This is a genomic window from Micromonospora sp. AKA38 (genome assembly GCF_027925725.1).
Classification (GTDB): domain Bacteria; phylum Actinomycetota; class Actinomycetes; order Mycobacteriales; family Micromonosporaceae; genus Micromonospora.
The window spans coordinates 1,788,482-1,812,780 of record NZ_BNEI01000005.1 but is presented as its reverse complement, the minus strand read 5'-3'; the positions used below and the strand labels follow the sequence as shown (position 1 = coordinate 1,812,780).

Below are 24,299 nucleotides of genomic sequence, written 5' to 3'. Positions count from 1 at the left end.
ACGGAACGGCCCCGACTGTTGTCCTACCCTGTCTGGTTTCGGGTGTCCACCCCATGATCAGCCGTTCTATCCCAGCCCTACGCCGCCCGGGACGATTGTCCGGTTACGCCTGGGTCCGCCGTCGGTCCATGTCGCTTCCGGCACTGCGCGCCCACGCTCAGGCAACCGACCGTGATCGGTACGGTGTTCAGCATGTCTTCGCCCACGCCTGCGCCGCTGCTTCGAGAGTTCATCGAGATCCCGGAGCGCACGAGCACAAGCGATTTCGTGCTCAAGCTGGCCGACAGTGTCGCTGATGCCGATGCAACCCTTCGCGACTACGTCGTCACGGACCGGCTGCTGGCGAACTTCGACGAGGCGCTCGGACTGATCCGCTCCGCCGTCGAGGGCCATGCCTCAAAGGCCGCCTACCTGCATGGCTCGTTCGGTTCCGGCAAGTCGCACTTCATGGCAGTGCTGCACGCGCTGCTGCGCGGTGAGCCGGCGGCGCGCGGACGGGACGAACTGGCGCCGTTGGTCGCCAAGCACAGCGTCTGGCTGGATGGGCGAAAGTTCCTACTCGTCCCCTATCACCTGCTCGACGCCCGATCGCTGGAGCAGCGGGTCCTCGGCGGATACGTCGATCGGGTGCGTGCCCTGCACCCGGAGGCACCCATCCCGGCGGTGCACCGCACCGACGCGCTGCTGGGTCAGGCAGCCTCGCTGCGGGAGAAGATCGGCGACGCGCAGTTCGTCGCCGGCCTGCCCGGCGGCGACGTCGAGGACGAGTGGGGTGACACCGAGGCGTTCTGGACGCCGGAGCGGCTGGACCAGGCGTTCAGCGGGACCTATTCCGACGACCTACGCCGGAAGCTGGTGAACGACCTGCTGACCAGCTGGAACGTCGGCTTCTTCAGCAATGCCCGCGAGGACGCCGAGGCCTTCATCTCGCTCGACCCGGGGCTCACCGAGATCAGCCGGCACGCCAAGGAGCTCGGCTACCACGGCCTGATCCTCTTCCTCGACGAACTGATCCTGTGGTTGGCCAACTCCATCGGTGACCAGCAGTTCGTCTCCCGGGAGATCCAGAAGATCACCAACTTCGTCGAGGGTGGCGACACCCGGCGGCCCATTCCGGTGATCAGCTTCATCGCCCGGCAGCGCGACCTGCGCGAACTGGTCGGTGAGGAGGTGGTCGGTGCGAACGAGCTGAGCTATCAGGACACCCTCAACCTGGCCAGCGGTCGCTTCGACGTCATCAAGCTGGAGGACCGAAACCTCCCCGAGATCGCCCGTCGCCGACTGCTCAAGCCGCTGACCGCCGAGGCCGGAGAGGCGATGACGCGCGCGTTCGAGAGCACCACGAAGGTCCGGCGGGAGGTGTTCGACACCCTGCTCGGCACCGACTCCGGCAGCGGCGCCGACATCGACGCGTTCCGGTCGACGTACCCGTTCAGCCCCGCCTTCATCTCCACCCTGGTGCACGTCTCCAGCGCACTGCAGCGCTCCCGTACCGCGCTCAAGCTCATGCGGCAGCTCTTGGTCGACCGGCGCGAGACGCTCCGGCTCGGGCAGTTGGTGCCGCTCGGCGACCTGTATGACGTGATCAGCAGCGGCGGAGACCAGCCCTTCACCGAGAAGCTCAAGGCCGAGTTCGAGATGGCCCAGAAGCTCTACGACCTGAAGCTGCGACCACACCTGCTCAGCCAGCACGGGCTCGTCGAGGAGGACCTCGACGCCGCACGTCGCGGCGACCGGCCGAGCCCGGAGGTCGCCGGACGGATCCGCGCCTTCACCGGCGACGACCGCCTGATCAAGACGCTGCTGCTGGCAGCCCTCGCGCCGAGCGTCCCGGCGCTGCGCAACCTCACCGGTCGGCGCCTCTCCGCGCTCAACCACGGCAGCATCACCAGCCCCATCCCCGGCGGCGAGGTGGCCCAGGTCAACCGGAAGCTCGCCGACTGGGCCGGCCAGTTCCCCGAAATCCGCATCGGGGAGGGCGACGACCCGGTGGTGTCGCTGGAACTGGTCGGCGTCGATGTCGACAGCGTGCTCGCCACCGCCAAGCACTACGACAACGAGGGCGCGCGCAAGCACATCGTCCAGCGGCTGCTCTGGACGCAACTCGGGGTGCCCTGGACCGACTCGTTCTTCGCCGAGGCCGGGCTGACCTGGCGCGGCAGCCGGCGCGCGATCGAGCTGGTCTACGGCAACGTCCGCGACCCCCACGACATCCGCGACGAAGCCTTCCATCCGGACGATCCGACCGGCTGGCGGATGATCGTCGACTATCCCTTCGACGACGGCACCCACGGGCCGGCCGACGATCGGCAGCGGGTACAGAACCTGCTCAGTCGCACCACCGCGCGGACGATCTGCTGGATCCCGGCGGCCCTCACCGTGGAACGGCGCAACGAGCTGGGCAAGCTCGTCATCATCGACAAGCTGCTCGAGGGGCAACGATTCGACAGTCACGCCGAGCACCTCAACCCCGACGACCGCCGCCGCGCGCACGGCGCGCTGACCAACCAGCGCAGCGCGCTGCTGGCCAAGATGCAGGGCGTGCTGCGCCAGGCCTACGGGCTGGCCACCAAGCAGTCGTCCGACGTCCAGCTCGGCTTCGACGACCATCTCCAGTCGTTGACCCGGGCGTTGGAACCCACGTTGCCGATGGGCGCCACCTTCAACGACGCCCTGCGCAGCCTCGGCGACCAGATGCTCAGCCAGCAGTATCCGGGGCACCCGGACTTCGACCCGGACCGCAAGGGCGAACCGCTGCGACTTCCCGAGGTCAGGACGGTGTTCGGCTACGTCCAACAGGCGGTGGAGTCCCCGGAAGGCCGGGTAGAGGTGGAGCGTGCCCACCGGCTGACCGTGCGGCGGATCGCCAACCCGCTGCGGCTCGGCACGATGCACGAGGCCGCCTTCGTCGCCGAGGGGGAGTGGGCGCAGCACTTCCACCAGAAGGCCGCCAGCGAGGGCATCACCGGCGAGCTTCGGGTCGCCGACCTGCTGCGCTGGATCGACGAGCCAAAACCACGCGGCCTGGACCCGATCGTGGCGCAGCTCGTGGTGGCCGCCTTCGCCGAGCAGACCGACCGGGCGTTCTATCTGCACGGCAGTCAGATCATGCCGGCACCGGAGATCGGGCGGATCACCGCCGACCATTCCCTACGCGAGGAGAGCCTGCCGAGCGAGGAAGACTGGGAACAGGCGCGCGCTCGGGCCGCTGCCATCTTCGGATTCCAGCCCCTCGCCCTGCGGCGAGGCCGCCTGGTCGCCCTGTTCGGCCGGGACCTGAAGGCGGCGGCACTTCGTTACGGGAACGACGTCGGTGCGCTGGTGAGTCAGCTCGAGCAGCGGGCGGACCGGCTGACGCTTCACCGGGAGGCGGGCCGGCTGCGGACGGCTCGCGCAGCGGCTGATCTCGTCGAGGCACTGACGAGAGTCGGCTCGGCTAAGGAAACGGTCGAGCGGCTGGCGCGGATGGAGCTGGCCGGCCCGGCGGACCGCCTGGGCAGGAGCATCCGCAGCGCGAGTGACGTGTCGCTGGCCCTGAGGTCTGCTCCCTGGGACAACTTCGAGATCGTCGCCGGTCTCACCGGCAAGCACGCCCCAAGGGCGACCGCGATCCTGGCCGAACTTCGCCGGGTCGCGCAGGCTGATGAGCTCACCGCCCCGCTGGCACCGGCCCTCCGTCGCGCGCAGACCGAAGCCACCGCGCTGCTCCGCGAGGTTGCGGTCGGCTCGGGCTCAGGTGGCGGGACTGGCGGTGACACGGGAGCCGGCGCCGGCAGCGGAGGCGGCTCCGCCGGGACCCCCTCGGGTTATCCGGGTGGTGACACGGCAGCCGGTGCCCGACGTGTGCCGGCAAGCGGCCTCGATGGAGCACTGGCTGATCTTCGTCGGTTCGCCGACGCGCACCCTGCGGCGACCATCGAGGTGACCTGGAGAATCGTGCGATGACTCAGGCAACCGTTGCCTCCCTGGTGTTGCGGATCAGCCCGGCGGCTCTTGCCCAGAAGGTGGCTCAGGAGCTCGGCCGGCATCGCAACGGCGACGCGTACCCGGTCATGGTGGTGGCAGCGGAGCCGGACTGGCCGCACGATCCCACGTTGCCGCTGCCCGACGGACGTCGGATCCGGGTCGTCCCGTGCGTCTCGCCGCTGGGGATCTGGGAGCAGCTCGTCGCTGAGCGCGGGCCGGAGGTGCTGGTGCTGCTCACCGCCGCTGCTGAGTCGAAGCTCGGGCCGGGCATCCTCAGCCAGGTCTTCCGGCAGCGGGTGCTCACCGTCGAGCCGTGGGACCTCGTGGTCGACGCGTTCGGTGCCCGCGTGCCTGACTCCGCGTTGGAGCGGGAGGAGTGGGCGGGGCAGGCGTTGCTCGACGCAATGCCGCCCGGCGGGTGGCCCCGGGTCGCCACGAAGGTGCTCAGCCGGGACATCGCGTTGCGGCACCTCGCGGCGGTGCGGCTCGGCCTGACCCGGCGAGGGGACGACCCGGACGCGCTCGACGTGCGAACCCTGTTGAGGTGGAGCGTCGAACCCGCAGCGGTGGAGGCGTTCACGTTGTTGACCCGAGACGAGCAGGCCGGCCTCACCCAGTGGTTGGTGGACGAGTTCCGGCGTCCGGCCCAAGCCCTGTTCGCCCTCGTCGGTGTGGGGCGAGGTACGGACGCGCTACCACTGGGCCTGGTGTGTGATGCCCTGTGGACCGTCGACACGCCCGAGGCGCTTCGCGCGCGGGGCCGGATCGAGCAGTACTTCGGCGGTCTCGACGACGATGCCACGGTACGCGGGGTCGCCGACGCCACCGTCGGTGTGGTCGGCGGGATGCTGACCGATCGGGATCCGGCGGTGCGGCGGCAAGGGCAAGCCGTCCTGGACCGGGCCGAACAGCTACTCATCCAGTTCAACGCCGTGGGCAGCGCCGGCCACAGTCAGATCCTCCGCACCGGTTTGTCCAAGCGGATCGAAGACGTCGCCGCGGCCCTTCTTTCCGCGCTGGGAAATGCGGACGCCCCTGATCTGGAGCCTCAGGTGGACCGGCTCGCCACGCACCGGTTGGCTGGGGAGGAGACGGAACGCGTCCGGCGGGTAAGGATGGCCCAGCGGCTGGTCCGATGGCTGGGCGTTCCGGTCGAGCCGCCAGCCAGTGTCGCTGACGGCGTGCAGCGGCAGGTCGCGGAGTGGGGCTGGGTCGACTTGGCGCTGAACCATGTCTGGGCCGGCGAGGACGTCCACCCGGAGCTGCAACGTGCGTTCGGTGCCATCCATGAACGGGCGTACCAGCGGCGCCGTGATCTCGACCGGGCGTTCGCGAGCCGGCTCGCGGCGTGGGCGACCGCCGGCCCGAGCAACGACGGTGACCTCCTGACGGTCGAGAACCTCCTGCCACGGGTCGTCGATCCGCTGATCCGCGCGCACCGGCAGGTGCTCCTGGTGGTGCTCGACGGCATGAGCGCGGCGGTCTCGGTCGATCTCGCCGCCGTGCTGTCGCACCAGTGGGTGGAATACGACGCCCTCGCCGGCAGTGGTACCGCCCGGCGGCGCGGCATCGCGGCGGCGTTGCCCACTCTGACGGCGGTGTCCCGGACCTCACTGTTCGCCGGCGCGCTTCGTTCCGGCACCCAATCCACCGAGGAGCAGATCTTCGGCAAGCGCCGGTGGGGTGACGATGCCCGGATCTTTCACAAGGGGCCGGCTCGTGGCGGCGCGGGAGAGGTGCTCGCGGGCGAACTGGCGGACGCGTTGGCGAGCACCGCACGCCTCGTCGCCGTGGTGATCAATACCGTCGACGATTCACTGTCCCACGGCAGGGAAGGAAGCGAGGCAGGTTGGCAACTCAGTGACCTTGGCTTCCTCGGCAGCCTGCTCGACCTCGCGCGGTCGTCTGGCCGGATCGTCGTGATCACCAGCGACCACGGGCACGTGCTGGAGCGGGGTGGCGAGCTGGTCAAGGCCGATGATGCAGCCTCGGCCCGGCACCGGACGGGCGCCCGGCCCGCCGGCGACGGGGAGGTGGAACTCACCGGTCCTCGGGTCGTGGCCGAGGGAAACCGGATCATCGCGCTCTGGGATCCGCTGCGGCGCTACCGTCCCACCAAGGCCGGTTACCACGGTGGAGCGTCACTGGGCGAGGTGACGATCCCGCTGTTGACCTTCCTGCTGCCCAACGCCGACGAGATCCCCGACGGGTGGGTGCCCCTGGCCGCGGACCGCCCTCACTGGTGGGAGACGGACGAAACTTCGGCAGCGCAGACCTCGCCGCCGCCGGTGGCGGCACCGAGACCTCGCCGCAAGCCGCAGGCGAAGTCGGGCGAGCCCGCGCTGTTCGACCTGCCGGAGGTGGCGTCGACACCTGTGGCGGCCGAGAGTGACCTGGTAACGATCCTTCTGGGCTCGGACATTTTCCGTGCGCAGCATGGCCTGACCCCACGGAGGCTCGACCTTCGCAAGGTCGAGGCCGCACTGCGGGCGCTCGTCGAGGCCCGGGGTGTGCTGGCGCTGGCCGTCCTGGCCCAGCGGGCGGGGGAACTGCCCGTACGGGCGTCCGGCTTCCTCGCCACCCTGCAGCGGATCTTCAACGTCGACAACTATCCGGTGTTGTCCCTGATCGACGAGGGACGCACCGTCCGTCTGGACATCTCGTTGCTGCGGACCCAGTTCGGCCTGCCGCCAGGTGCGCCGTGACCACGGTCAGCCCGGCCCGGCGGCGGGAGGTGATCGACGCCCTGCGGCGTGGCGCCGTGCCGTCGGCCGGCCTGGACCTTCTGGCTGTCGGCCTGGACCGTTTCCTGACCTCGGTGAGCGAGGATCTGGAAACGGTCGCCGCCGGAGGATCGGTGTTCAAGGCGGTCCGCGGTGAGTACGGCTCCGGCAAGACGTTCTTCACCCGCTGGATCGCCGAGCGGGCGAAACGCGCCAACCTGGCCGCCGCCGAAGTGCAGATCTCCGAGAACGAGACACCGCTGCACAAGCTGGAGACGGTCTACCGACGGCTCACCGAGCGCCTGAGCACTGCTACGTTTCCGCCCAGCGCGCTGCGGCCGGTGGTCGACAGCTGGTTCTACGCGCTCGAGGAGGACGTGCTCGCGACCGGGGAGGTCTCGCCGGAGGACGGGGGTGCGTTCGACCGGGCCGTGACGGCGCTGCTGGAGCAGCGACTGGCCGCCGTCAGCCGGGGCGCGCCCGCCTTCGCGGCCGCTCTACGCGGCTACCGCAGCGCCGGTCTCGACAACGACCCGGCCACGGCTGACGCAGTGCTCGCCTGGCTCGGTGGCCAGCCGCACGTCGCCGCGTCGGCCCGCCGCGTTGCGGGCGTCCGGGGCGACCTCGACCACTTCGCCGCGCTCAGCTTCCTTCAGGGGATGCTGACCGTGCTGCGCGACAGCGGCCATCCGGGTCTGCTCCTGGTCCTGGACGAGGTCGAAACGCTGCAGCGGGTCCGATCGGACGCGCGGGACAAGGCCCTGAACGCGCTGCGTCAGCTCATCGACGAGGTGCACTCAGGCCGATTTCCCGGCCTGTATCTGGTGATCACCGGAACCCCGGCCTTCTACGAGGGCCCGCAGGGAGTCCAGCGGCTCGCACCCCTTGCGCAGCGGCTCGCGGTCGACTTCACCACGGACCCGCGCTTCGACAACCCGCGCGCGGTCCAGGTCCGGCTGCCCGGCTTCACCGTCGACTCGCTTGTCGAACTGGGCGGTCGCGTGCGGGATCTGTACGCGGACGGGTCGACCGCGCCGGATCGGCTGTGCACCCGTGTGGACGACGCCTACCTCGGTGACCTCGCCCGGGCCGTCGCCGGTGGGCTGGGCGGCAAGGTGGGCGTGGCACCGCGGCTGTTCCTCAAGAAACTGGTGGCCGACGTGCTCGACCGGGTGGACCAGTTCGCCGAGTTCGACCCACGGCGCCACTACGCGCTGACCCTGTCGCCGGCGGAGATGACCGACGTGGAACGCAACGTCACCAGCGCCGCCGACGTCGATCTGGACCTCTAGGGAGCGGAATGTCGACGGACGCCGAGCTGCTGCACCCGGTGGTCCTGCACCACGTGGTGAACTCGCTGCAGTGGCCGGCCCTCCGACCCATGCAGGAGGCAGCCGTGCGACCGCTTCTCGACGGCGAGCATGCGCTGCTTCTCGCACCCACCGCCGGCGGCAAGACGGAGGCGGCCATGTTCCCGCTGCTGTCCCGGATGGCGCGGGAGGAATGGTCCGGCACGTCGGTGCTCTACGTCTGTCCGCTCAAGGCCCTGCTCAACAATCTGCTGCCTCGCATCGAGACCTACACCGGCTGGTTGGGGCGTCGGGCCGCGCTCTGGCACGGTGACGTGACCGCGGGAAGACGACGCAGGATCCTCCGGGAGCGGCCGGACGTCCTGCTGACCACTCCGGAGTCACTGGAGTCGATGCTGGTCAGCGTCACTGTCGATCACGACGAGTTCTTCCGAGGGCTTCGGGCGGTCGTGGTGGACGAGGTGCACGCGTTCGCCGGCGACGACCGGGGCTGGCACCTGCTGGCCCTGCTGGAACGGCTCAGCCGCGTCGCCGGTCGACCCGTGCAGCGCGTTGGCCTCTCCGCCACGGTCGGCAATCCCGAGACCCTGCTGACCTGGTTGCAGGGGGCCGGCCGGGACCGCGAGCCCGGTCGCGTCGTCGCGCCCGACGTGCGGCCGGCCTCCGCCGGGCTCACCGGCCGGCCACCGGGCGACGTGGAGGTCGACTATGTGGGCTCGGTGCACAACGCGGCCAAGGTGCTGGCCGCGTTGCACCGGGGAGAGAAGCGTTTGGTGTTCTGTGAGTCCCGTGCGTTGGTCGAGGAGTTCGGGCAGCGGCTCCGCGCGCTCGGGGTGACGACCTTCCTGTCGCACGCCTCGTTGTCGGCGGAGGAGCGGCGTCGCGCCGAGGAGGCGTTCGCCCAGGAACGCGACTGCGTCATCGTCGCCACCAGCACACTCGAACTCGGCATCGACGTCGGTGACCTCGACCGGGTCGTCCAGATCGACGCGCCACGCAGCGTCGCCGCCTTCCTGCAACGGCTGGGTCGGACCGGTCGTCGGCCGGGAACCAACCGGAACTGCCTGTTCCTGGCGCTCGACGGCGACGGGCTGCTTCAGGCGACCGGGCTGCTCCACCTCTGGGGCCAGTGGTGGGTCGAGGAGGTCGTCCCGCCGCCCGAGCCTCGACACATCGTCGCCCAGCAGGTGCTCGCGCTCGCGTTGCAGGAGCACCGGATCGGCGACCGGCTCTGGCGGCACGGATGGAACGACCTGCCCCCGTTCGACGGGAACGCCGAGGTCATCGTGCGGCACCTCGTCGACCACGGATACCTCGACTCCGACTCCGGGATGCTCTTCGTCGGTCCGGAGGCGGAACGGCGTTTCGGTCGGCGGCACTTCATGGACATGCTGGCGGTGTTCACGGCGCCGCCCCAGTTCACGGTGATGTCGGGACGCTCCGAGATCGGCCGCACGGATCCGGCGCTGCTGACCGCGAGGGTGCAGGGACCGCGACTGTTGCTGCTCGCCGGACGCAGTTGGCGGGTCACCCACATCGACTGGAAACGTCATCGATGCTTCGTGGAGCCGGCGGAGAGCGGGGGCAAGGCGCTGTGGATGACCGGCGGAACCCCGACGGGGCGATCGTTCCCGATGCTGCGCGCCATGCGGGATGTCCTGCTCGGCGTTGACCCGCCGGTCGCCATGACCGGGCGGGCCGCGAGCCGGCTGGCCGGTCTGCGCGAGGAACACTCGTCGCTGGTCCATCCGGGCGGCACGTTGGTGGTGCAAGATCGTGACGGCGAGGCGCGATGGTGGACCTGGGCGGGCTACCGGGCCAACGCCACCCTGATCTCCACACTCAGTGGGCTGACGGACCCGACCCAGCGCCCCGACGACGCGTCGATCCGGCTGCGGGCCGGCCTGAGCCGGGACGAACTCCGTTCCGGGCTCGCCGCGACCGCCGGACGGGTATGCCTGCCGGTCGTCGACGACGCCGCCGTCAACGGTCTGAAGTTCAGCGCCGCACTGCCACCCCGCCTTGCCGTGGCGACCCTGGCCACCCGGCTCGCCGACGTCCCGGCCGCGGAGGCGGTCCTCGGCGAGCGGGTGCGCGTGACACACCTGGGCTGACTCGACCTGACACATCGAGGTACTGCCGCTAACGGATCTTCGAGGCGCCGACGGCCCTATCATTCTAGGTCGGCGGTTGCGAGGGACATTGCTGTTCGGCAATGACAGGAGGAGTCGTGCGTATAGCATCCCGTTCGTTGACGCGGACCGCGGCTGAGCGTCAACCGGGGCTGCAACCGGACAGCAACGCCGGGGTGAAGCGAGAATTGCGGGACGCTGACATGGTCGCGCGGTGCCGCGCTCTGAACGGCCGGTCACCTGCCCTGGGTCGGGGATCCGCAGGGCTTCCGCCACGCGGTGACCGCCTTCCTGGCGCGCGATAGCGTGTGACCGCGCGGACGGACGGGTGAGGTGGAGTCGATGAGCGTGCTGGGAAACCTCGGGACGCAACTACCGGCTCTGCTCGGCGTCCTGATCGGGACGGTGGGCACGATGTTCGCCACGGGCCTGAACGAGCGGACCCGGTGGCGCCGGAGCCAGACCGTCCGGTGGGACGAGCGGCGTCTCGACGCGTACGTGGAGCTGACGAAGGCGGTCAAGGAGATCCACGCCGTGGCGACCCAGATGCTCGGCGAGCACCGTCCCGGTGCGCGGCGGCCGGCGCTCGACCACACCGAGGGAGTGGCGCGACTGGCCGAGGCGGACGTCCGGCACACGTTGGCGTGGGAGTCGGTGCTGCTGCTCGGTGACGAGGCGACGGTCCGGGCCGCCGCCGAGTGGCGGCACGCGGTCCGCGACATCGAGTCGGCGGCCCGGGACCTGCCCCGGCCGCCGACGGACGTGCCCGGAATGGTCCATCGGGCCGACGTGGGACGTGACCGGTTCTACCGAGCCGCCCGGGAGAGCCTGGGGGTGCGAGGCGGTTCGGTGGAGCAGGTGAGACATCTGCTCCCGGGGACTGGCCGGTCGGGACCGGCGGCGCTGGCGCCCCGCAGCCCGCGGGATGGAACCCCCGGCCGGACGGCGGACCCGAACGACCGACCCCGTCCGACTGCCTGATGGTCGCGGGCGTCCGGGCCGGGACCTGTTCCAAGTGAGGGCCGCCTGATCGGGCGGCCCGAGTCGCCGTCGAGGCCGGTCGATTCGGCCGATCAGGCGCGGTGGCCCGCGACCGCGCCGTTGATTGCGGCCCGGCAACCGATCCCGCCGACCGTCCCTCGTGGTCGGATCAAGGTCCGCTCCGCCGTCGAGGGAAGGAAACACCCATGAGCCGGAACAGTCCCGCGCTCGGCTTCCTGCTGTGTCTGCTGATCGGGGGTGCTCCGCTCCTGCTCGGCGTCATGGCGGCCCGTCGCGGCAAGCGGAGACTGCGCACCGCCCCCACGGGTGGGGACGCCGCGCCGCTCGTGACGTTCGAGGGGTTCACCGCCGGCCTCGGCGCTCGCGCCGACGCCAGCCGGATCCACGCGGTGATGCGGGTCTTCGCCGACCACCTCGTCGTGACGCGCAGCCTGATGGCCGGCGGACGGCTGGTGACCGACCGGCTCGCCGCCGGCGACATCCTGTCGGCGCGCGAGGACGAGTTCCACATGACGGGTCTCGCGGGAGCCGTCGCCGACCGCAACGTCCGGCATCCGGTGAGCCGCCTCCTGGGGGCGTCCAACATGCTCCCGGGTGTCCTGTTGCGCACCCGCCGGGGCGACCTCGTGTTCGTGGTCGAGCGGAAGGACCAGATCCGCCGTCGGGAGGTGTACCTGGCGGTCTGCGCCCTGATCGGCCAGCAGCCGCACTGACGGGCGTCCCAAGGCATCGACGCACTGTCATTAATGGATGTTCGGCGGGTGTCGGCCGGTCGATCATCCTGGTCGGATGGCGGCACGGACATCGCCGTTCGACGATGACAGGAGGGACCGTGCGCACACCATCCCGTGCGTTGACGGGGACCACCGCGCTGCTCATGGCAGCCGGCATGGTCCTGACCGCCGGAGCCGGCGGTCAGGCCGCACCCCGGGATCAGGCCCGCACCGGGGCCGTACCCGACCACCTGCCGGGGGACCGGCACGACACCCGGGCCAAGGACAACCGCAAGGGCCGCGTCGCCGCCAGCGCGCGGCAGCGGGACCGGGTCGCCGCGCTGGGCGCGCGGGTCCGCTGGACCGACTTCGGTACGCCGGCCACGCTCACCTCGACCGGGAAGCCGCTCGCCACCGGGCTGCCCGCCGACCCGGCCGCCGCCGCGCGCGCCTACGTGACGGCGAACTCCGACGTGCTCGGGCTGACCGCCGAGGGCGCCGCCGCGCTGGAACAGCTGACCGTGGCGCCGATGGGGCCGGGCGCGACAGTGCTGTTCCGGCAGCGCTTCGGGGACCTGCCGGCCGCCGTCGACGGCATGCTGGCGATCGGCGTACGCGACGGGGCGGTCTGGCACGTCAGCTCGTCACTGGCCCGCGACGCCGGCACGCCGGCGCCGGCCACGGTCGACGCCGCGCAGGCCCGCAAGGTCGCCGTCGCCGACGCCGGCCGCGCCGACGCGCAGGTCCTGCGTACCTCGCTGGTCGCGGTGCCCACCGCGGACCGCGGGCCGCGCGCGGCCTGGGAGGTGGTGCTGGGCGCGGACACCACCGGCGCGGACCCGGCCGCCTACTCCACCTACGTGGACGCCCGCGACGGCGGCGTGCTGGTCCGCGAGGACCTGATCGACCACGCGGAGGACAATCCGTCCTGGGACGTGTTCCCGAACTCGCCGCGCGTCGACAGGTCCTCGGCCGACACCCGGGTGCGCTGGTGCGCCGTGCCGGCGGCCGACTGCCGCGAGGTGGTCGGCGTGCCGGGGCACCCGGCGTGGGACGTGGACCCGGCCACCGGGGTGTCCACCACCACCACGAAGGGCAACAACGCGGTCGCGGTGCAGAACTGGTTCAGCAACGACCCGTTCAGCGTCGGCACCGAGACCGCCACGCCGCGACCGGACCGCGGCTACGCGTACCCGTGGACCAACCAGTGGCAGGAGCGGCGCTGCGACCCGGAGGTGTTCACCTCGCCGCAGGCCAACGACATCGACGCGGCCCGCGCGAACCTGTTCGGGATGCACAACCGGATGCACGACTGGACCTACCACCTGGGCTTCACCGAGGAGACCTGGAACCTGCAACAGGACAACCTCGGCCGGGGCGGTCTCGGCGGCGACGCCGAGCAGGGCAACGCGCAGGCCGGCGGCGTCAGCGGCGGCCCGCCGACGTTCCCGGCCCGCAACAACGCCAACCAGATCACCCCGCCGGACGGCGTCGCGCCGACCACCAACATGTACCTGTGGCAGCCGGTCGCCGGCTCGTTCTACGCGCCCTGCGTGGACGGCGACTTCGACATGTCGGTGATCGCCCACGAGTACGGCCACGCGGTCACCAACCGCATGATCGCCGGCCCGAGCGCGGGCGTCAGCTCGCCGCAGGGCATGAGCGAGAGCTGGTCCGACCAGCTCGCCATGGAGTACCTGTTCGAGCACGGGTACGCCGCGCCCGGCCGGCGTGGCTTCACCATCGGCGAGTACACCACCCAGGACCCGAACGCGGGCATCCGCAACTACAACATGAGCGACAGTCCGCTCAACTACTCGTCGGTCGACTACGACGTGACAGGCCTCCAGGTGCACGCGTCCGGCGAGGTGTGGAGCGCCACCAACACCGACATCCGGGCGGCCATGATGCGCCGCTGGGGCGCCGGCACGCCGGCCGTGCAGAAGGCGTGCGCGACCGGGGCCCGCGACGTGACGGCCTGCCCGGGCAACCGGCGCTGGATCCAGCTCGTCGTCGACTCGTTCCTGCTGATGGCGGTCAGCCAGGTCAGCATGGTCGACGCCCGGGACGCGATGCTCGCCGCCGACCGGATCCGCTTCGGCGGGGCCAACCAGGACCTGCTCTGGAACGCGTTCGCCGCGCGGGGCCTCGGCGAGACCGCGGCCAGCGTCGGCAACGCCGACCCCGATCCGACGCCGGGCTTCACCTCCCCGTACGCGGAGGAGGGCTCGCTGCGGCTGCTGCCGCTCGGTGACCGCGGGCCGGTGGCCGGCGCGCAGCTGTTCGTCGGGCGCTACCAGGCGCGGGCGGTGCCGGTCGCGGACACCGACGCGGCCACCCCGCTCACCGACCGGGTGGACCTGGTGCCCGGCACGTACGAGTTCGTGGTCCGGGCGCCCGGGTACGGGCACACCCGGATCGGCCCGGTGACGGTGCGGGCCGGCCAGAGCCGGACGCTGCCGGTGGTGCTGCGGCCCAACCTGGCGTCGACGACGGCGGGCGCGACGGTCGCCGGCGACGGCATCAACCTGGCGTCGGTCGCGGACGACGACGAGGCCACCAACTGGGCCTCGCTCGGCGCGCCGGTGGCCGGGCGGCAGGTCACCGTCGACCTGGCCGGCGGCCCCCAGCAGGTACGCCGGGTGCAGGTCAGCGCGATGCTGCGCCCGCCGGTGACCGGGGACCCGGACGCCGGCACCCAGAGCCGGTACTCCGCGGTGCGGCAGTTCCGGGTCCTGGCGTGCACCGCCGGCGGCACGGTGAGCTGCGCCGACGCGGCCGACTTCCGGCCGGTGTTCACGAGCCGGCCGGACGCGTTCCCGGCGGTGGCGCCGCGCCCCCGGGCGCCGGAGCTGATCCTGCGCTCGTTCGACATCCCCCGGACCCGGGCCACCCACCTGCGCGTCGAGGTGTTGACCAACCAGTGCACCGGCGCGCCGGACTACGCCGGTGAGCAGGACGCCGACCCCCGGGCGGCGACCGACTGCGCGACGGCCAGCCCGCAGGCGCAGAACGTGCGGATCGCCGAGTTCCAGGCGTTCGCGCGCTGAGCACACGGCGGGTGCGGGCGGCTCGGTCCGTCCGCACCCGCCACCGCCTGTTCACCCGGGATTCGGGGCACGGTCGCCGGGTGAGGGCTGTACGCCGGGCAGGATCCTGGGCAGACTGAGCGCCGACCGGCCAACGATGTCGGTCGATGTTCTGTCGGCTCGCTCAAGGAGGATCCCTTGACCCCGTTCCGCGCCGTCGTCACCCGCGTACGCCGCGCCCTGGCCGCGTCCGCCCTGGTCACCGCCGTGGCCGCCGCCGCGCTGGTGGCCCCCGCCACGGTCTCCACCCGACTCGCCGAGCCCGCCGAGGCGGCCGTCTACAGCTCCTGCACGCTGTCGCGCTGCGCGGACGCCCGGACGGCCCGCTCCGGCTGGTCGGCGAAGAGCTTCCCGACCAGCCGGGGCTGGTACTCGTGGAGCGGCGGACAGTGCAACTTCGCCGGCGGCCAGTTCTACAACCGCGAGGGCCAACTGCCCACCAACGCCACCTACTACGAGTACGACGTCTACCCGCGCGCCTGCAACGCCGCCCGCGACGCGTACCGGATCGTGGTGAACAAGAGCACCGGGGCGACCTGGTTCTCACCCGACCACTACGCCAACTTCTACCGGCTCTGAGTTCTGTCGGCGCCGGCCTCCCCGGCCGGCGCCGACGGTCGGAAAGGACAGATCCCATGGGCGCAGCGTCCCCCCAGCCGCCGGCCTGGCTCACGCTCGACGCCGACTCGGCGCCCGAGCCGGCCGGCGTGCCGGTCCCCGGCCCGGCCACCCGCACCCGGGCGGCCCTGCACGAGACGCTGGCCGGGGCGCTGCCGCTGCCCGACTGGTACGGCCGCAACTGGGACGCGCTCGCCGACGTCCTCAACGACCGGATCTTGGAAGGGCCGCTCACCCTCGTCGTGCGCGACGCGGCGAACCTGCTCGCCGACGAGCCGCCCGCCCAGCTCGGCACGCTGCTCGACGTGCTCGGCGCGGCAGCCGCCGGCGGACACGCCACCCTGCGGGTGGTGCTGCGCGAGCACCCGGAACGGCTGCCCGCGCTGCGCGCCAGGGTCGCCGCCGCCCTGGGCGCCCCCGACCCCGCCTGAACACCCGCCGCCCCTCCGTGCCCCACCCCTGGCCGCTGTTGCACGGAAAGCGGCCGCCTGGGGTGGAAAGGGTGGGGGTGGGGTGGGTCAGTTCGGAAGGTCGAGGATGGCGCTGAAGCGCTCCTCGGCGAGGTCGAGCTGGGCGAAGATGTGCTGCTTGACCGGTGCCGACAGGGGCGTGTCGGGGCGGGCGACCAGCTCGCGGAAGACCGGCACCAGCGGGCGGTACTTGGTGGCCGCGCGGGCCACCTTCGGGCCCACCGCGTGGATCACGCCGACGCCGTTGTCGGTGAAGTCGGAGACCTTGATCACCCGCGCCCAGGGCTCCCGGTCCAGACTGCTCGCCACGTGCTCCCGGTACTGCGCGTCCCGGTCCCGACCCGGGTCGTACTCCGGGTTGGTGACCGCCGCGACCAGCCGCGCCACCCGCGGGCCGAACCGCGCGGCGAGCGTGGCCAGCGCCGCCGTCGTCACGTCCCCGTCCCCGTCGACCGTTGGTCCGGCCAGCTCGACCGGATGGTCCTCCACCGCGTCGTGCAGCAGCCCCGCCACGATCACGTCCACGTCCCGCACCTGGTAGTGGTGCATCAGCCGGATCGCCACCCGCAGCAGGTGGTTCAGGTACGGCTCCCGGACCCGCCGGTCGTCGCGGTGCAGCTCGGCGGCGAGGTCCAGCGCCTCGGTCAACCGGTCGCGGGCCGCGTCGTCGAACGCGGCGACCTCCAGCCGGAAACGGGCCAGCAGGCCGGGTTCACCATGGATCTCGGTGATCGCGTGCATCGGCATGGTGGCGAGGTGCGCGGGGAACTCCATACGTCCCTTATAGCTGATCTTCGCTCGCCGGGGACAGGCGACAGGCACCCCGGTTGGCGTCAGCCGGCCGGGGTGAGCCGCTTGACCAGGCGTACGCAGGTGCCCTCCGGCGTGCCGACGATGGTCGCCTCGTCCATCACCCGCGCCATGATCAGCCGCCCCCGGCCGCGGTCGCTCTCGTCGCCGCCGTCGGCCGGCCGCCAGGCGCCGTGGTCGCGTACCTCGATCTCCAGCCGGTCGTCGCGCAGTTCGACCCGGAGCGTGGTGATCCCGTCGGGGGCGAAGCGGTAGCCGTGCTCGATCGCGTTGGCGCAGGCCTCCCCGGTGGCGATCAGCACCGTCTCGACGTCCCACTCGCCGATGCCGTGCGCGTGCAGCCAGCCGCGCAGCCGCTCCCGGGTGGGCGCGAGCCGGCCGGGGTCGGCGGGCAGGTCGATGGTGAGGACCCGGCCGGATGTCCCACCCGTCACGTCCGGCCTCCGTCCCGTGCCCGTCTCCGGGCCTGGGCATCCACTCGCGCTGTCACCGCCCGGTTCTCACCCTCTTGTCCCCGGTGACCGCCGATTCATGCCACCGACGGCGGGTCCCGTCAAAGGTGATCATCGCGCATCGGGGCCGGCGTGTCAGCCGACACCCCGACGGACGCCGCCGGGCCGGCGTCCGTCGGGTGCGGACGCCGGCCCGGAGCGCGGTGGGTCAGCGGTCAGAGCGGGAGCCGGCCGGCTCCCGCCCAGGCGCCGACGACCAGCGGCACCAGCGGCGTCGGCAGCGGCGGCGCGGCGCGCAGCGTGGGCGTCCAGCCGGCGTCGCCGCCGAGGTCGGGGTCGTGCACGGCGTTGTACGCGGCCAGCAGGTCCACCGGCCGGGCCCGGCCGTCGCCCTGCCGCACCCAGCTTCCGCGCTCGGTGAGCGCGGTGCCGCCCCAGTCGCGGATGAGGTCCGCCGGGTCGACGTCGTCGGCGAGCGTGAAGAAGTTGTGCTCCGCGACGATGGCGGACCGGACGCCGACGCCGAGCGCGTACTCGAAGCCGAGGCCGCCGAGCCGGTAGTGGTTCTCGTGCACGTCCACCTGGCCGAACCGCACCCGGGGCAGCCGCTGGAGGTCCCCGTCGAACAGGTTGTGGTGCACGCTGACCTTCAGCCGGTCGACATCCGGGCCGACCGTGTTGGAGGAGCCGATCAGCATCAGCTTGTCCCGCCCGACGAACCGGTTCCAGGACGCGGTGACCAGGCTGGCGGTGTGCGTGACGTCGAGCGAGCCGTCGTGCACCTGGTAGGGCCGGCCGAAGTAGCTCGGCTGCGCGCGGTCCGGGTTGTCGCCGTCGGTGAACGTGTTGTGGTCCACCCAGACGTGCTCGCTGCGCCGCACCGAGATCTGGTCGTACTGCGAGTTCCAGTTGCCGGCGTCGCCGTCGGTGGGGGACCAGGCCGGGAAGCAGTCCCGGGCATCGGCCAGTTCCAGGTTGCGCACGATCACGTTGGCGACCCGGTCGATCATCAGGGTCAGCCCGGTGAGCCGGGCGCCACGCAGCCCGACGATCGTGGTGTTGGAACCGACGTTGATCTGCGTCTGCCGGGTCTGGGCGGCCACCGACCGGACCCGGGCCGCCTCCAGCGGGCCGCTCGGGTCCACCCGGCCCCAGACCGCCGGATCGTACGCGGCCAGGTAGGCCGGCAGCGAGTACTCCGGGTCGGCCAGGTCGGCGCAGTCCAGCGGCGTGCCGTCGGGCCCCTCGAAGCCGTCGATCGGGCCGGCGACGTACACGATCTTGGGGGTGGCGTCGGCCGCGTTCGTGGCGTTGTCGCCGCCGAGCGCGGCGACCAGCTCGGCGCGGGTCCGCACCACGCGTACCCGGTCGATGGTGGCGGCCCCGCCGCCGGTGGTGCCGACGCCCTCGGCGGCCCAGCCGTCGTTCGCCGGCAGCGCCTGGCGGCCGAGCAGCTTCGTCGCCGGCTCCTGGCGGCCGATCGGCTCAGCCGCGCGGGACGACCGCTGCCCGGTCGGCGCGGCTGACGCCGGGGCGGCGGTGGTGGCCGCGAGCGCGGCGGCGAGGATCGCGGCGGTGACCGTTCGTCTACGCATGATGTGTTCCGTCCTGTCTGTCGGGGATGTCGACGCCGAGGTCCACCAGGTACGGCCGGACCGCCCACGGCACGCCCGCCTCGGACGGCAGCACGCCGGTCTCCGCCGCGTCCCGCAGCACCGCGTTGACGCCCCGGAGCACCCGGACCCGCTCCGGTCCGTCGCCCACGGTGCGCACCAGGTCACCGTCGAGCAGCGTCGGTTCGGGCGCGTCCCGCAACGCGTCCAGCACCTCGGTGAACGGCCCGGTACGCGCCAGCGGCGCGATCAGCGGCACGCCGGCGGCGCGGTGGTCCAGCAGGTTCGCCAGCAGCCCGACCCGGCCGGGCACGGCGCGCGGGCGGGCGTCACCGGGCAGGCGCAGCCGGTCGGTCGGGTACTCCAGCACCGCCCGTCCCCGTTCGCCGGTGACCAGCACGTCCCCGGCGACGTGCTCCTCGGCGGCCAGCGTGAGCGCGGCCAGCACCGGCGGCCCGACCTCAGGGGTCAGCCGCAGCACCGTGGTGTCGTCCACCTCGATCGGGCGGACCCGGTAGCGCTCCACCTCGATCCGGGCCGGTCGCACCGGCTCGCCGGCCACCGCCCCGGCCACCGCCAGGCACTGCATCAGCGCGTGCGCGAGCGGGTTGGCCAGCGCGCCGTCCAGCGCCGGCCGGCCGTCCATCGAGCGCCGGCCGGCCCACGGGGAACGGGCGTAGTAGGCGTCGGGACGCTGCCAGGCCGCGACGGTGGCGATGCCGGTGACCGGGCCGAGCCGCCCCGCGGCCAGCGCGGCGGTCAGCTCGGCCAGCGCCGCCGAGCCGAGCGCCTGGAAGTTGACCTGCACCGCCCGCCCGGCGGCGGTGGCGGCGTCGACAAGCGCCCGGTGCTCGGCCAGGTCGAGCACGGGCGGCTTCTCCAGCAGCAGGTCCGCGCCGGCGGCGAGCACGTCGCGCGCGATCGGCAGGTGGGTGTGCGGCGGCGTGCACACCACCACCACGTCCGGCCGGGCCGCGGCCAGCATCGCCCGGTGGTCGGTGAAGGTCCCGGTTCCGGGCGGCGTCGGCGCGTCCGGTTCCTCCTCCGGGGGCCGCACGTCGACAAGCGCGACCAGCCGCAGCCGGCCGGCGCCGTGCAGCGCGGCGATCACCCGCCGGTGCCAGCGGCCGTGCCCGTTCGCGCCGACCAGCGCCACCCGCGGCGGCGCACCAACGGTCACCGGGCGCCGGCCAGGGTGGCCCGGACGCCGTGCCGGTCCAGTGCGGTCAGCCAGCCGGTCACGGTCGTCCGGAACTCCTCGTCGGCGGCCAGCTCGGCGGGGAAGACCTCGCGGACCGCGAACACCGCGTCGACCACGCCGGCCGGGGTGTGCCGGCCGTCGGCCAGCGCCGCGCGCAGCCGGTCGGCGAGCGGGTCGTCCAGCGGCAGCGGCCGGCCGTCGTCGGCGTGTCCGTGCAGGAACCGCAGCCAGGCGGCCACCACCAGCGCGCTCCACCGCGCGGACCGGCCGGCCGCCCGCAGGTCGACGGCCGTGTGCAGCACCCGCTGCGGCAGCTTCTGCGAGCCGTCCGAGGCGACCTGCGCGGTGCGGTAGCGGATCGCCGGGTTGGCGAAGCGGGCGAGCACCTGCTCCCCGTAGTCCGGCACGGAGACGCCGGGCGGCGGGGTGAAGCTCGGCGCGATCTCCTCGGCGACCAGCCGGCGCAGCACCGCGTCCAGGTGCGGCAGCGCCAGCGCGTCGAGCACCGTCTCCGCGCCCGCGAGGGCGCCGAGGTACGCGGTGGCGGAGTGCACGCCGTTGAGCGCGCGCAGCTTCAGCCGTTCCCACGGGCCGGCGTCGTCGGTGAGGACCGCGCCGGCCCGCTCCCAGGCGGGTCGGCCGCCCGGGAAGTCGTCCTCGATCACCCACTGCGACCACGGTTCGGCCGCGACCGCCGCCAGGTCGGTCACGCCGAGCGCGCGCCGCGCGGTCTCCCGGGTCTCGTCGGTGCTGGCCGGCACGATCCGGTCGACCATGGTGCCGGGGCAGGTGACCTGCGCCGTCACCCGGTCCAGCGTCGCGTCGGGCACCCGGGCCAGCGCCAGGCACTGGTCGACCAGGCTGCGCAGCCGGCGCCCGTTGGCCGGCAGGTTGTCGCAGCTCACCAGCGCCAGCGGCCCGGCGTCGGCGGCGGCCCGGGCGAGCAGCCCGCGGACCAGCAGCCCGGGTACGGTGCGCGGCGGCCGGTCGGTGGTCAGGTCGGCGGTCAGTTCCGCGTCGGCGGCCAGCGCGCCGGTCACCGGATCGAGCTGGTACGCCTTCTCGGTGACGGTCAGCGTGACCACCCGGATCGCCGGGTCGGCGAGCAGGCGTACCACCGCGTCCGGGTCGGCGGCGGCGTGCCGCACCCCGGCCAGCGCGCCGATGACCCGGGTCGACGCGCCGTCGGGGGCGAGCGTGGTGACGCTGAACAGCGCGTCCTGCGCAGCGAGGGCCTCGACCACGTCGGTGCTGCGCGGCGCGATGCCGACGATGCCCCAGTCGCCGCCGGCGGCGCCGACCGCCGCCTCGGTGTGCACGGCCTGGTGGGCGCGGTGGAACGCGCCGAGCCCGAGGTGGACGATGCCGGCCGGCACGGTGCCGGGGCGCACCAGCGGCCGGCTCTCCTCGGGCAGCCGGCGCAGCGTGGCCAGGCCGAGCCGGTCGGTGTCGACGGTCAGCGCCATGCCGGTCCCTCCGGGAAGCGGAACTCCGCGATCGACTCCGGCCGCATGGTGGCGCTGTAGCCGGGCGCGGTGGGCAGCAGGTAGCGCCCGCCGCGGGTGCGGACCGGGTCGACGAAGTGCTCGTGCAGGTGGTCCACGTACTCGACCATCCGGCCGTCCAGGCCGGTGCTCACCCGCAGGTGGTCGAAGACCGCGAGGTGCTGGACGTACTCACACAGCCCGACGCCGCCGGCGTGCGGGCAGACCGGCACCCCGAACTTCGCGGCCAGCAGCAGCTCGGCGAGCACCTCGTCGACGCCGCCGACCCGGCACGCGTCGACCTGCATCACGCCGATCGCCTCGGCCTGGAGCAACTGCTTGAAGATGACCCGGTTGGCCGCGACCTCGCCGGTGGCGACCCGGCACCGGCCGCCGGACAGCTCGGTCACCGCGCGGGCGATCCGGGCGTGCCCGAGCACGTCGTCGGCGTGGGTGGGCTCCTCGATCCAGTACGGGTCGACCTCGACCAGCACGCTCATCGCGGCGATCGCCTCGTCCACGTCCCATACCTGGTTGGCGTCCATCATCAGCAACGCGTCCGGGCCGATCTCGGCCCGGATGATCCTCCCCCGGCGCAGGTCGTCGTCGAGCCGCCCACCGACCTTCATCTTCATCGCCCGCCACCCCGCCGCGTACGCGTCGCGGGTCAGCGCGCGCACCTGCTCGTCCGGGTAGCCGAGCCAGCCCACCGACGTGGTGTACGAGGGGAAGCCGTCGCGTTCCAGCCCGGCCAGCCGCTCGCCGAGCCCGTCGCGTCCCTTGTCCAGGATGGCCGCCGCCTCGTCCGGGGTGAGCGCGTCGGTGATGTGGTGGAAGTCGACGGTGGCCACCAGCTCGTCGGTGGGCAGCTCGGCGAGGAACCGCCACATCGGCTTGCCGGCCAGCTTCGCGCGCAGGTCCCAGACCGCGTTGACAAGCGCGCCGGTGGCCATGTGGATCACTCCCTTCTCCGGCCCGAGCCAGCGCAGTTGCACGTCGGCGGTGAGCGACCGCCAGAACGCCACCGGCTCGGCGGCGATCTCGGCGACCGTGCGCCCCCGTACGTGGTGGGCGAGCGCGCGGACCGCCGCGCAGGTGATCTCGTTGCCCCGGCCGTTGGTGAACGTGAACCCGGTGCCGGTCGGCCCGCCGTCGGTGGTCAGCTCCACGTAGGTGGCCGAGTAGTCGCCCCGGTTGATCGCGTCGGAGCCGTCGCCGCTGGCGGCGGTGGGGAAGCGCACGTCGTGCACCTCGACGTCGACGATCCTGGTCATGAGCGCCCTCCGGAGAACTTGAAGACCTGCTTGGGCAGCCGGTACGCCAGGTCGACGATGGTCTCGGCGGCCTCGTCGGCGTCGAGGCGGTGCTCGGCGACCAGGCGGGCCAGGAAACCGGCGTCGACCCGGCGGGCCACGTCGTGGCGGACCGGGATGGAGCAGAACGCGCGGGTGTCGTCGACGAACCCGGCGGTGTTGTAGAAGCCGGCGGTCTCGGTGACCGCCTCCCGGAACCGGCGCAGCACCTCCGGCGAGTCGAGGAACCACCACGGCGCGCCGAGCCGCAGCGCCGCGTAGCCGCCCGCGAGGGGTGCCAGTTCCCGGGTGAAGGTGTCCTCGTCGAGCGTGTACAGCACCACGGTCAGCCGCGGGTCGTTGCCGTGCGCGTCCAGCAGCGGGGCCAGGCCGTGCACGTAGTCGGTGGCCTGCGGCACGTCGCCGCCGACGTCGCGGCCGTGCCGGGCGTGCAGCCAGCGGTTGTGGTTGCGCACCGCGCCCGGGTGCAGTTGCATCACCAGGCCGTCGTCGAGTGACATCCGGGCGAACTCCAGCAGCATGTGCGCCCGGAACGCCTCCGCGTCGCCCGGGTCGGCGAGGCCGCGCCGGCCCTTGTCGTACAGCGCCGCCGCCTGCGCCGGGTCGAGATCGAGGGTACGGGCGGTGGGGTGCCCGTGGTCGGTGGAGGTCGCGCCGGCCGCGACGAACGCCGCCCGGCGCTGCCGCAGCGCGGCCAGGTAGCCGGCGTACGTGCCGGTGTCCTCGCCGGAGACGTCGGCGAGCCGGTCCACGTTGGCCGCCCAGCCGTCGAACTCCATGTCCACCACGTCGTCCGGGCGGAACGTGGTGACCACCCGCCCGCCCGGCCCGCCCCAGCCGTCGGCGGCGAGCTTGGCGTGCCGGCCCAGGTCGTCCAGGGGCGACTCGGTGGTGGCGAGCACCTCGATGCCGAAGCGGGTGAACAGCTCCCGGGGCCGGAACGCCGGCTCGGCGAGGCGGGCGGCGAGCGCGTCGTAGACCGTGTCGGCCGTGGCCGGGGAGAGCGGCGTGTGCACGTCGAACACGTTCCGGAACGTCTGTTCCAGCCACAGCCGCGACGGCGTGCCCCGGAACAGGTGCCAGTGCGCGGCGAAGCGCCGCCAGATGGTCCGCCCGTCCGTCTCGACCGGGCTGCCGTCGACGCTCGGCACGCCCAGGTCGGCCGGCGGCACGCCCTGGCTGAGCAGCATCCGGGTCAGGTAGTGGTCGGGCACGATCAGCAGCCGGGCCGGGTCGGGAAACGGGCGGTCCTCGGCCAGCAGCGCCGGGTCGACGTGCCCGTGCGGGGAGATGATCGGCTGCGTGGCCGCCAGGGCGTACAGCTCGCGGGCCAGCGCGCGTTGGCCGGGCTCGGCGGGCAGCAGCAGATCGCTGGGGGAGATGATCGGCACGGAAGCGGTCTC

At 72.8% G+C, this 24,299-nt stretch carries 16 protein-coding genes; 9 read left to right on the top strand and 7 right to left on the bottom strand.

The genetic code is table 11. The annotated features are described in order from the left end of the window. Positions 1–192: 192 nt before the first annotated feature. The 9 genes from pglY (at position 193) to TPA0908_RS24990 (ending at position 15,984) form a co-directional block, all read left to right on the top strand. Positions 193–3,945 (top strand): BREX-2 system ATPase PglY, encoded by a 3,753-nt coding sequence (gene pglY, locus TPA0908_RS25030; RefSeq protein ID WP_281941856.1) that lies wholly within the window; start codon positions 193–195, stop codon positions 3,943–3,945. Next, positions 3,942–6,671 (top strand): BREX-2 system phosphatase PglZ, encoded by a 2,730-nt coding sequence (gene pglZ, locus TPA0908_RS25025; protein WP_281941854.1) that lies wholly within the window; start codon positions 3,942–3,944, stop codon positions 6,669–6,671. Before pglY ends, pglZ begins: the two co-directional genes overlap by 4 nt. Further along, complete coding sequence (gene brxD, locus TPA0908_RS25020) at positions 6,668–7,981, top strand: BREX system ATP-binding protein BrxD (protein WP_281941852.1); 1,314 nt, start codon at positions 6,668–6,670, stop codon at positions 7,979–7,981. The genes pglZ and brxD overlap by 4 nt, the downstream gene beginning before the upstream one ends. A gap of 8 nt (positions 7,982–7,989) precedes the next feature. Further along, complete coding sequence (locus TPA0908_RS25015; protein WP_281941851.1) at positions 7,990–10,113, top strand: DEAD/DEAH box helicase; 2,124 nt, start codon at positions 7,990–7,992, stop codon at positions 10,111–10,113. Positions 10,114–10,473: 360 nt separating this feature from the next. Next, a complete protein-coding gene (locus TPA0908_RS25010; RefSeq protein WP_281941849.1) occupies positions 10,474–11,112 on the top strand; it encodes a hypothetical protein in 639 nt (212 codons plus the stop codon). 206 nt (positions 11,113–11,318) lie between these two features. Beyond that, positions 11,319–11,846: a hypothetical protein gene (locus TPA0908_RS25005; protein WP_281941847.1), complete on the top strand. Its 528-nt coding sequence runs from the start codon at positions 11,319–11,321 to the stop codon at positions 11,844–11,846. 119 nt (positions 11,847–11,965) lie between these two features. Continuing rightward, positions 11,966–14,896: a M36 family metallopeptidase gene (locus TPA0908_RS25000; RefSeq protein ID WP_281941845.1), complete on the top strand. Its 2,931-nt coding sequence runs from the start codon at positions 11,966–11,968 to the stop codon at positions 14,894–14,896. 177 nt (positions 14,897–15,073) lie between these two features. After that, entirely contained in the window at positions 15,074–15,514 is a 441-nt protein-coding gene (locus TPA0908_RS24995; RefSeq protein WP_281941844.1) for a ribonuclease domain-containing protein, read from the top strand. Between the two features lie 56 nt (positions 15,515–15,570). Then, the gene (locus TPA0908_RS24990; RefSeq protein WP_281941842.1) at positions 15,571–15,984 is read left to right on the top strand and encodes a barstar family protein; all 414 of its coding nucleotides are present in this window, start codon (positions 15,571–15,573) and stop codon (positions 15,982–15,984) included. Positions 15,985–16,071: 87 nt separating this feature from the next. Here the strand turns inward: TPA0908_RS24990 and TPA0908_RS24985 are convergent, their stop codons facing one another. From TPA0908_RS24985 to uxaC, 7 genes are all read right to left on the bottom strand, one after another. After that, a complete protein-coding gene (locus tag TPA0908_RS24985) occupies positions 16,072–16,797 on the bottom strand; it encodes an HD domain-containing protein (protein WP_281941839.1) in 726 nt (241 codons plus the stop codon). A 59-nt stretch (positions 16,798–16,856) separates the two neighbouring features. Next, positions 16,857–17,267, bottom strand: a complete 411-nt coding sequence (locus TPA0908_RS24980; protein ID WP_281941837.1) for an ATP-binding protein — start codon at positions 17,265–17,267, stop codon at positions 16,857–16,859. A 233-nt stretch (positions 17,268–17,500) separates the two neighbouring features. Beyond that, complete coding sequence (locus TPA0908_RS24975; RefSeq protein WP_281941835.1) at positions 17,501–18,880, bottom strand: pectate lyase family protein; 1,380 nt, start codon at positions 18,878–18,880, stop codon at positions 17,501–17,503. Beyond that, positions 18,873–20,078, bottom strand: coding sequence for a Gfo/Idh/MocA family protein (locus TPA0908_RS24970; protein ID WP_281941834.1), 1,206 nt, complete (start codon positions 20,076–20,078; stop codon positions 18,873–18,875). Before TPA0908_RS24970 ends, TPA0908_RS24975 begins: the two co-directional genes overlap by 8 nt. Continuing rightward, positions 20,075–21,565, bottom strand: coding sequence for a mannitol dehydrogenase family protein (locus TPA0908_RS24965; protein ID WP_281941833.1), 1,491 nt, complete (start codon positions 21,563–21,565; stop codon positions 20,075–20,077). The genes TPA0908_RS24970 and TPA0908_RS24965 overlap by 4 nt, the downstream gene beginning before the upstream one ends. Then, the gene (locus TPA0908_RS24960; RefSeq protein ID WP_281941831.1) at positions 21,556–22,857 is read right to left on the bottom strand and encodes an enolase C-terminal domain-like protein; all 1,302 of its coding nucleotides are present in this window, start codon (positions 22,855–22,857) and stop codon (positions 21,556–21,558) included. The genes TPA0908_RS24965 and TPA0908_RS24960 overlap by 10 nt, the downstream gene beginning before the upstream one ends. Then, positions 22,854–24,287: a glucuronate isomerase gene (gene uxaC, locus TPA0908_RS24955; protein WP_281941830.1), complete on the bottom strand. Its 1,434-nt coding sequence runs from the start codon at positions 24,285–24,287 to the stop codon at positions 22,854–22,856. Before uxaC ends, TPA0908_RS24960 begins: the two co-directional genes overlap by 4 nt. Positions 24,288–24,299 lie beyond the last annotated feature (12 nt).

Excerpts from the sequence above, each read along its gene's own strand:
- TPA0908_RS25015 (WP_281941851.1), top strand. The coding sequence starts at position 7,990 with ATGTCGACGGACGCCGAGCTGCTGCACCCGGTGGTCCTGCACCACGTG.
- TPA0908_RS24975 (WP_281941835.1), bottom strand. The coding sequence starts at position 18,880 with ATGCGTAGACGAACGGTCACCGCCGCGATCCTCGCCGCCGCGCTCGCG.
- TPA0908_RS24960 (WP_281941831.1), bottom strand. The coding sequence starts at position 22,857 with ATGACCAGGATCGTCGACGTCGAGGTGCACGACGTGCGCTTCCCCACC.
- TPA0908_RS24985 (WP_281941839.1), bottom strand. The coding sequence starts at position 16,797 with ATGGAGTTCCCCGCGCACCTCGCCACCATGCCGATGCACGCGATCACC.
- pglY (WP_281941856.1), top strand. The coding sequence starts at position 193 with ATGTCTTCGCCCACGCCTGCGCCGCTGCTTCGAGAGTTCATCGAGATC.
- TPA0908_RS24965 (WP_281941833.1), bottom strand. The coding sequence starts at position 21,565 with ATGGCGCTGACCGTCGACACCGACCGGCTCGGCCTGGCCACGCTGCGC.
- TPA0908_RS24990 (WP_281941842.1), top strand. The coding sequence starts at position 15,571 with ATGGGCGCAGCGTCCCCCCAGCCGCCGGCCTGGCTCACGCTCGACGCC.
- pglZ (WP_281941854.1), top strand. The coding sequence starts at position 3,942 with ATGACTCAGGCAACCGTTGCCTCCCTGGTGTTGCGGATCAGCCCGGCG.
- TPA0908_RS25010 (WP_281941849.1), top strand. The coding sequence starts at position 10,474 with ATGAGCGTGCTGGGAAACCTCGGGACGCAACTACCGGCTCTGCTCGGC.
- TPA0908_RS25005 (WP_281941847.1), top strand. The coding sequence starts at position 11,319 with ATGAGCCGGAACAGTCCCGCGCTCGGCTTCCTGCTGTGTCTGCTGATC.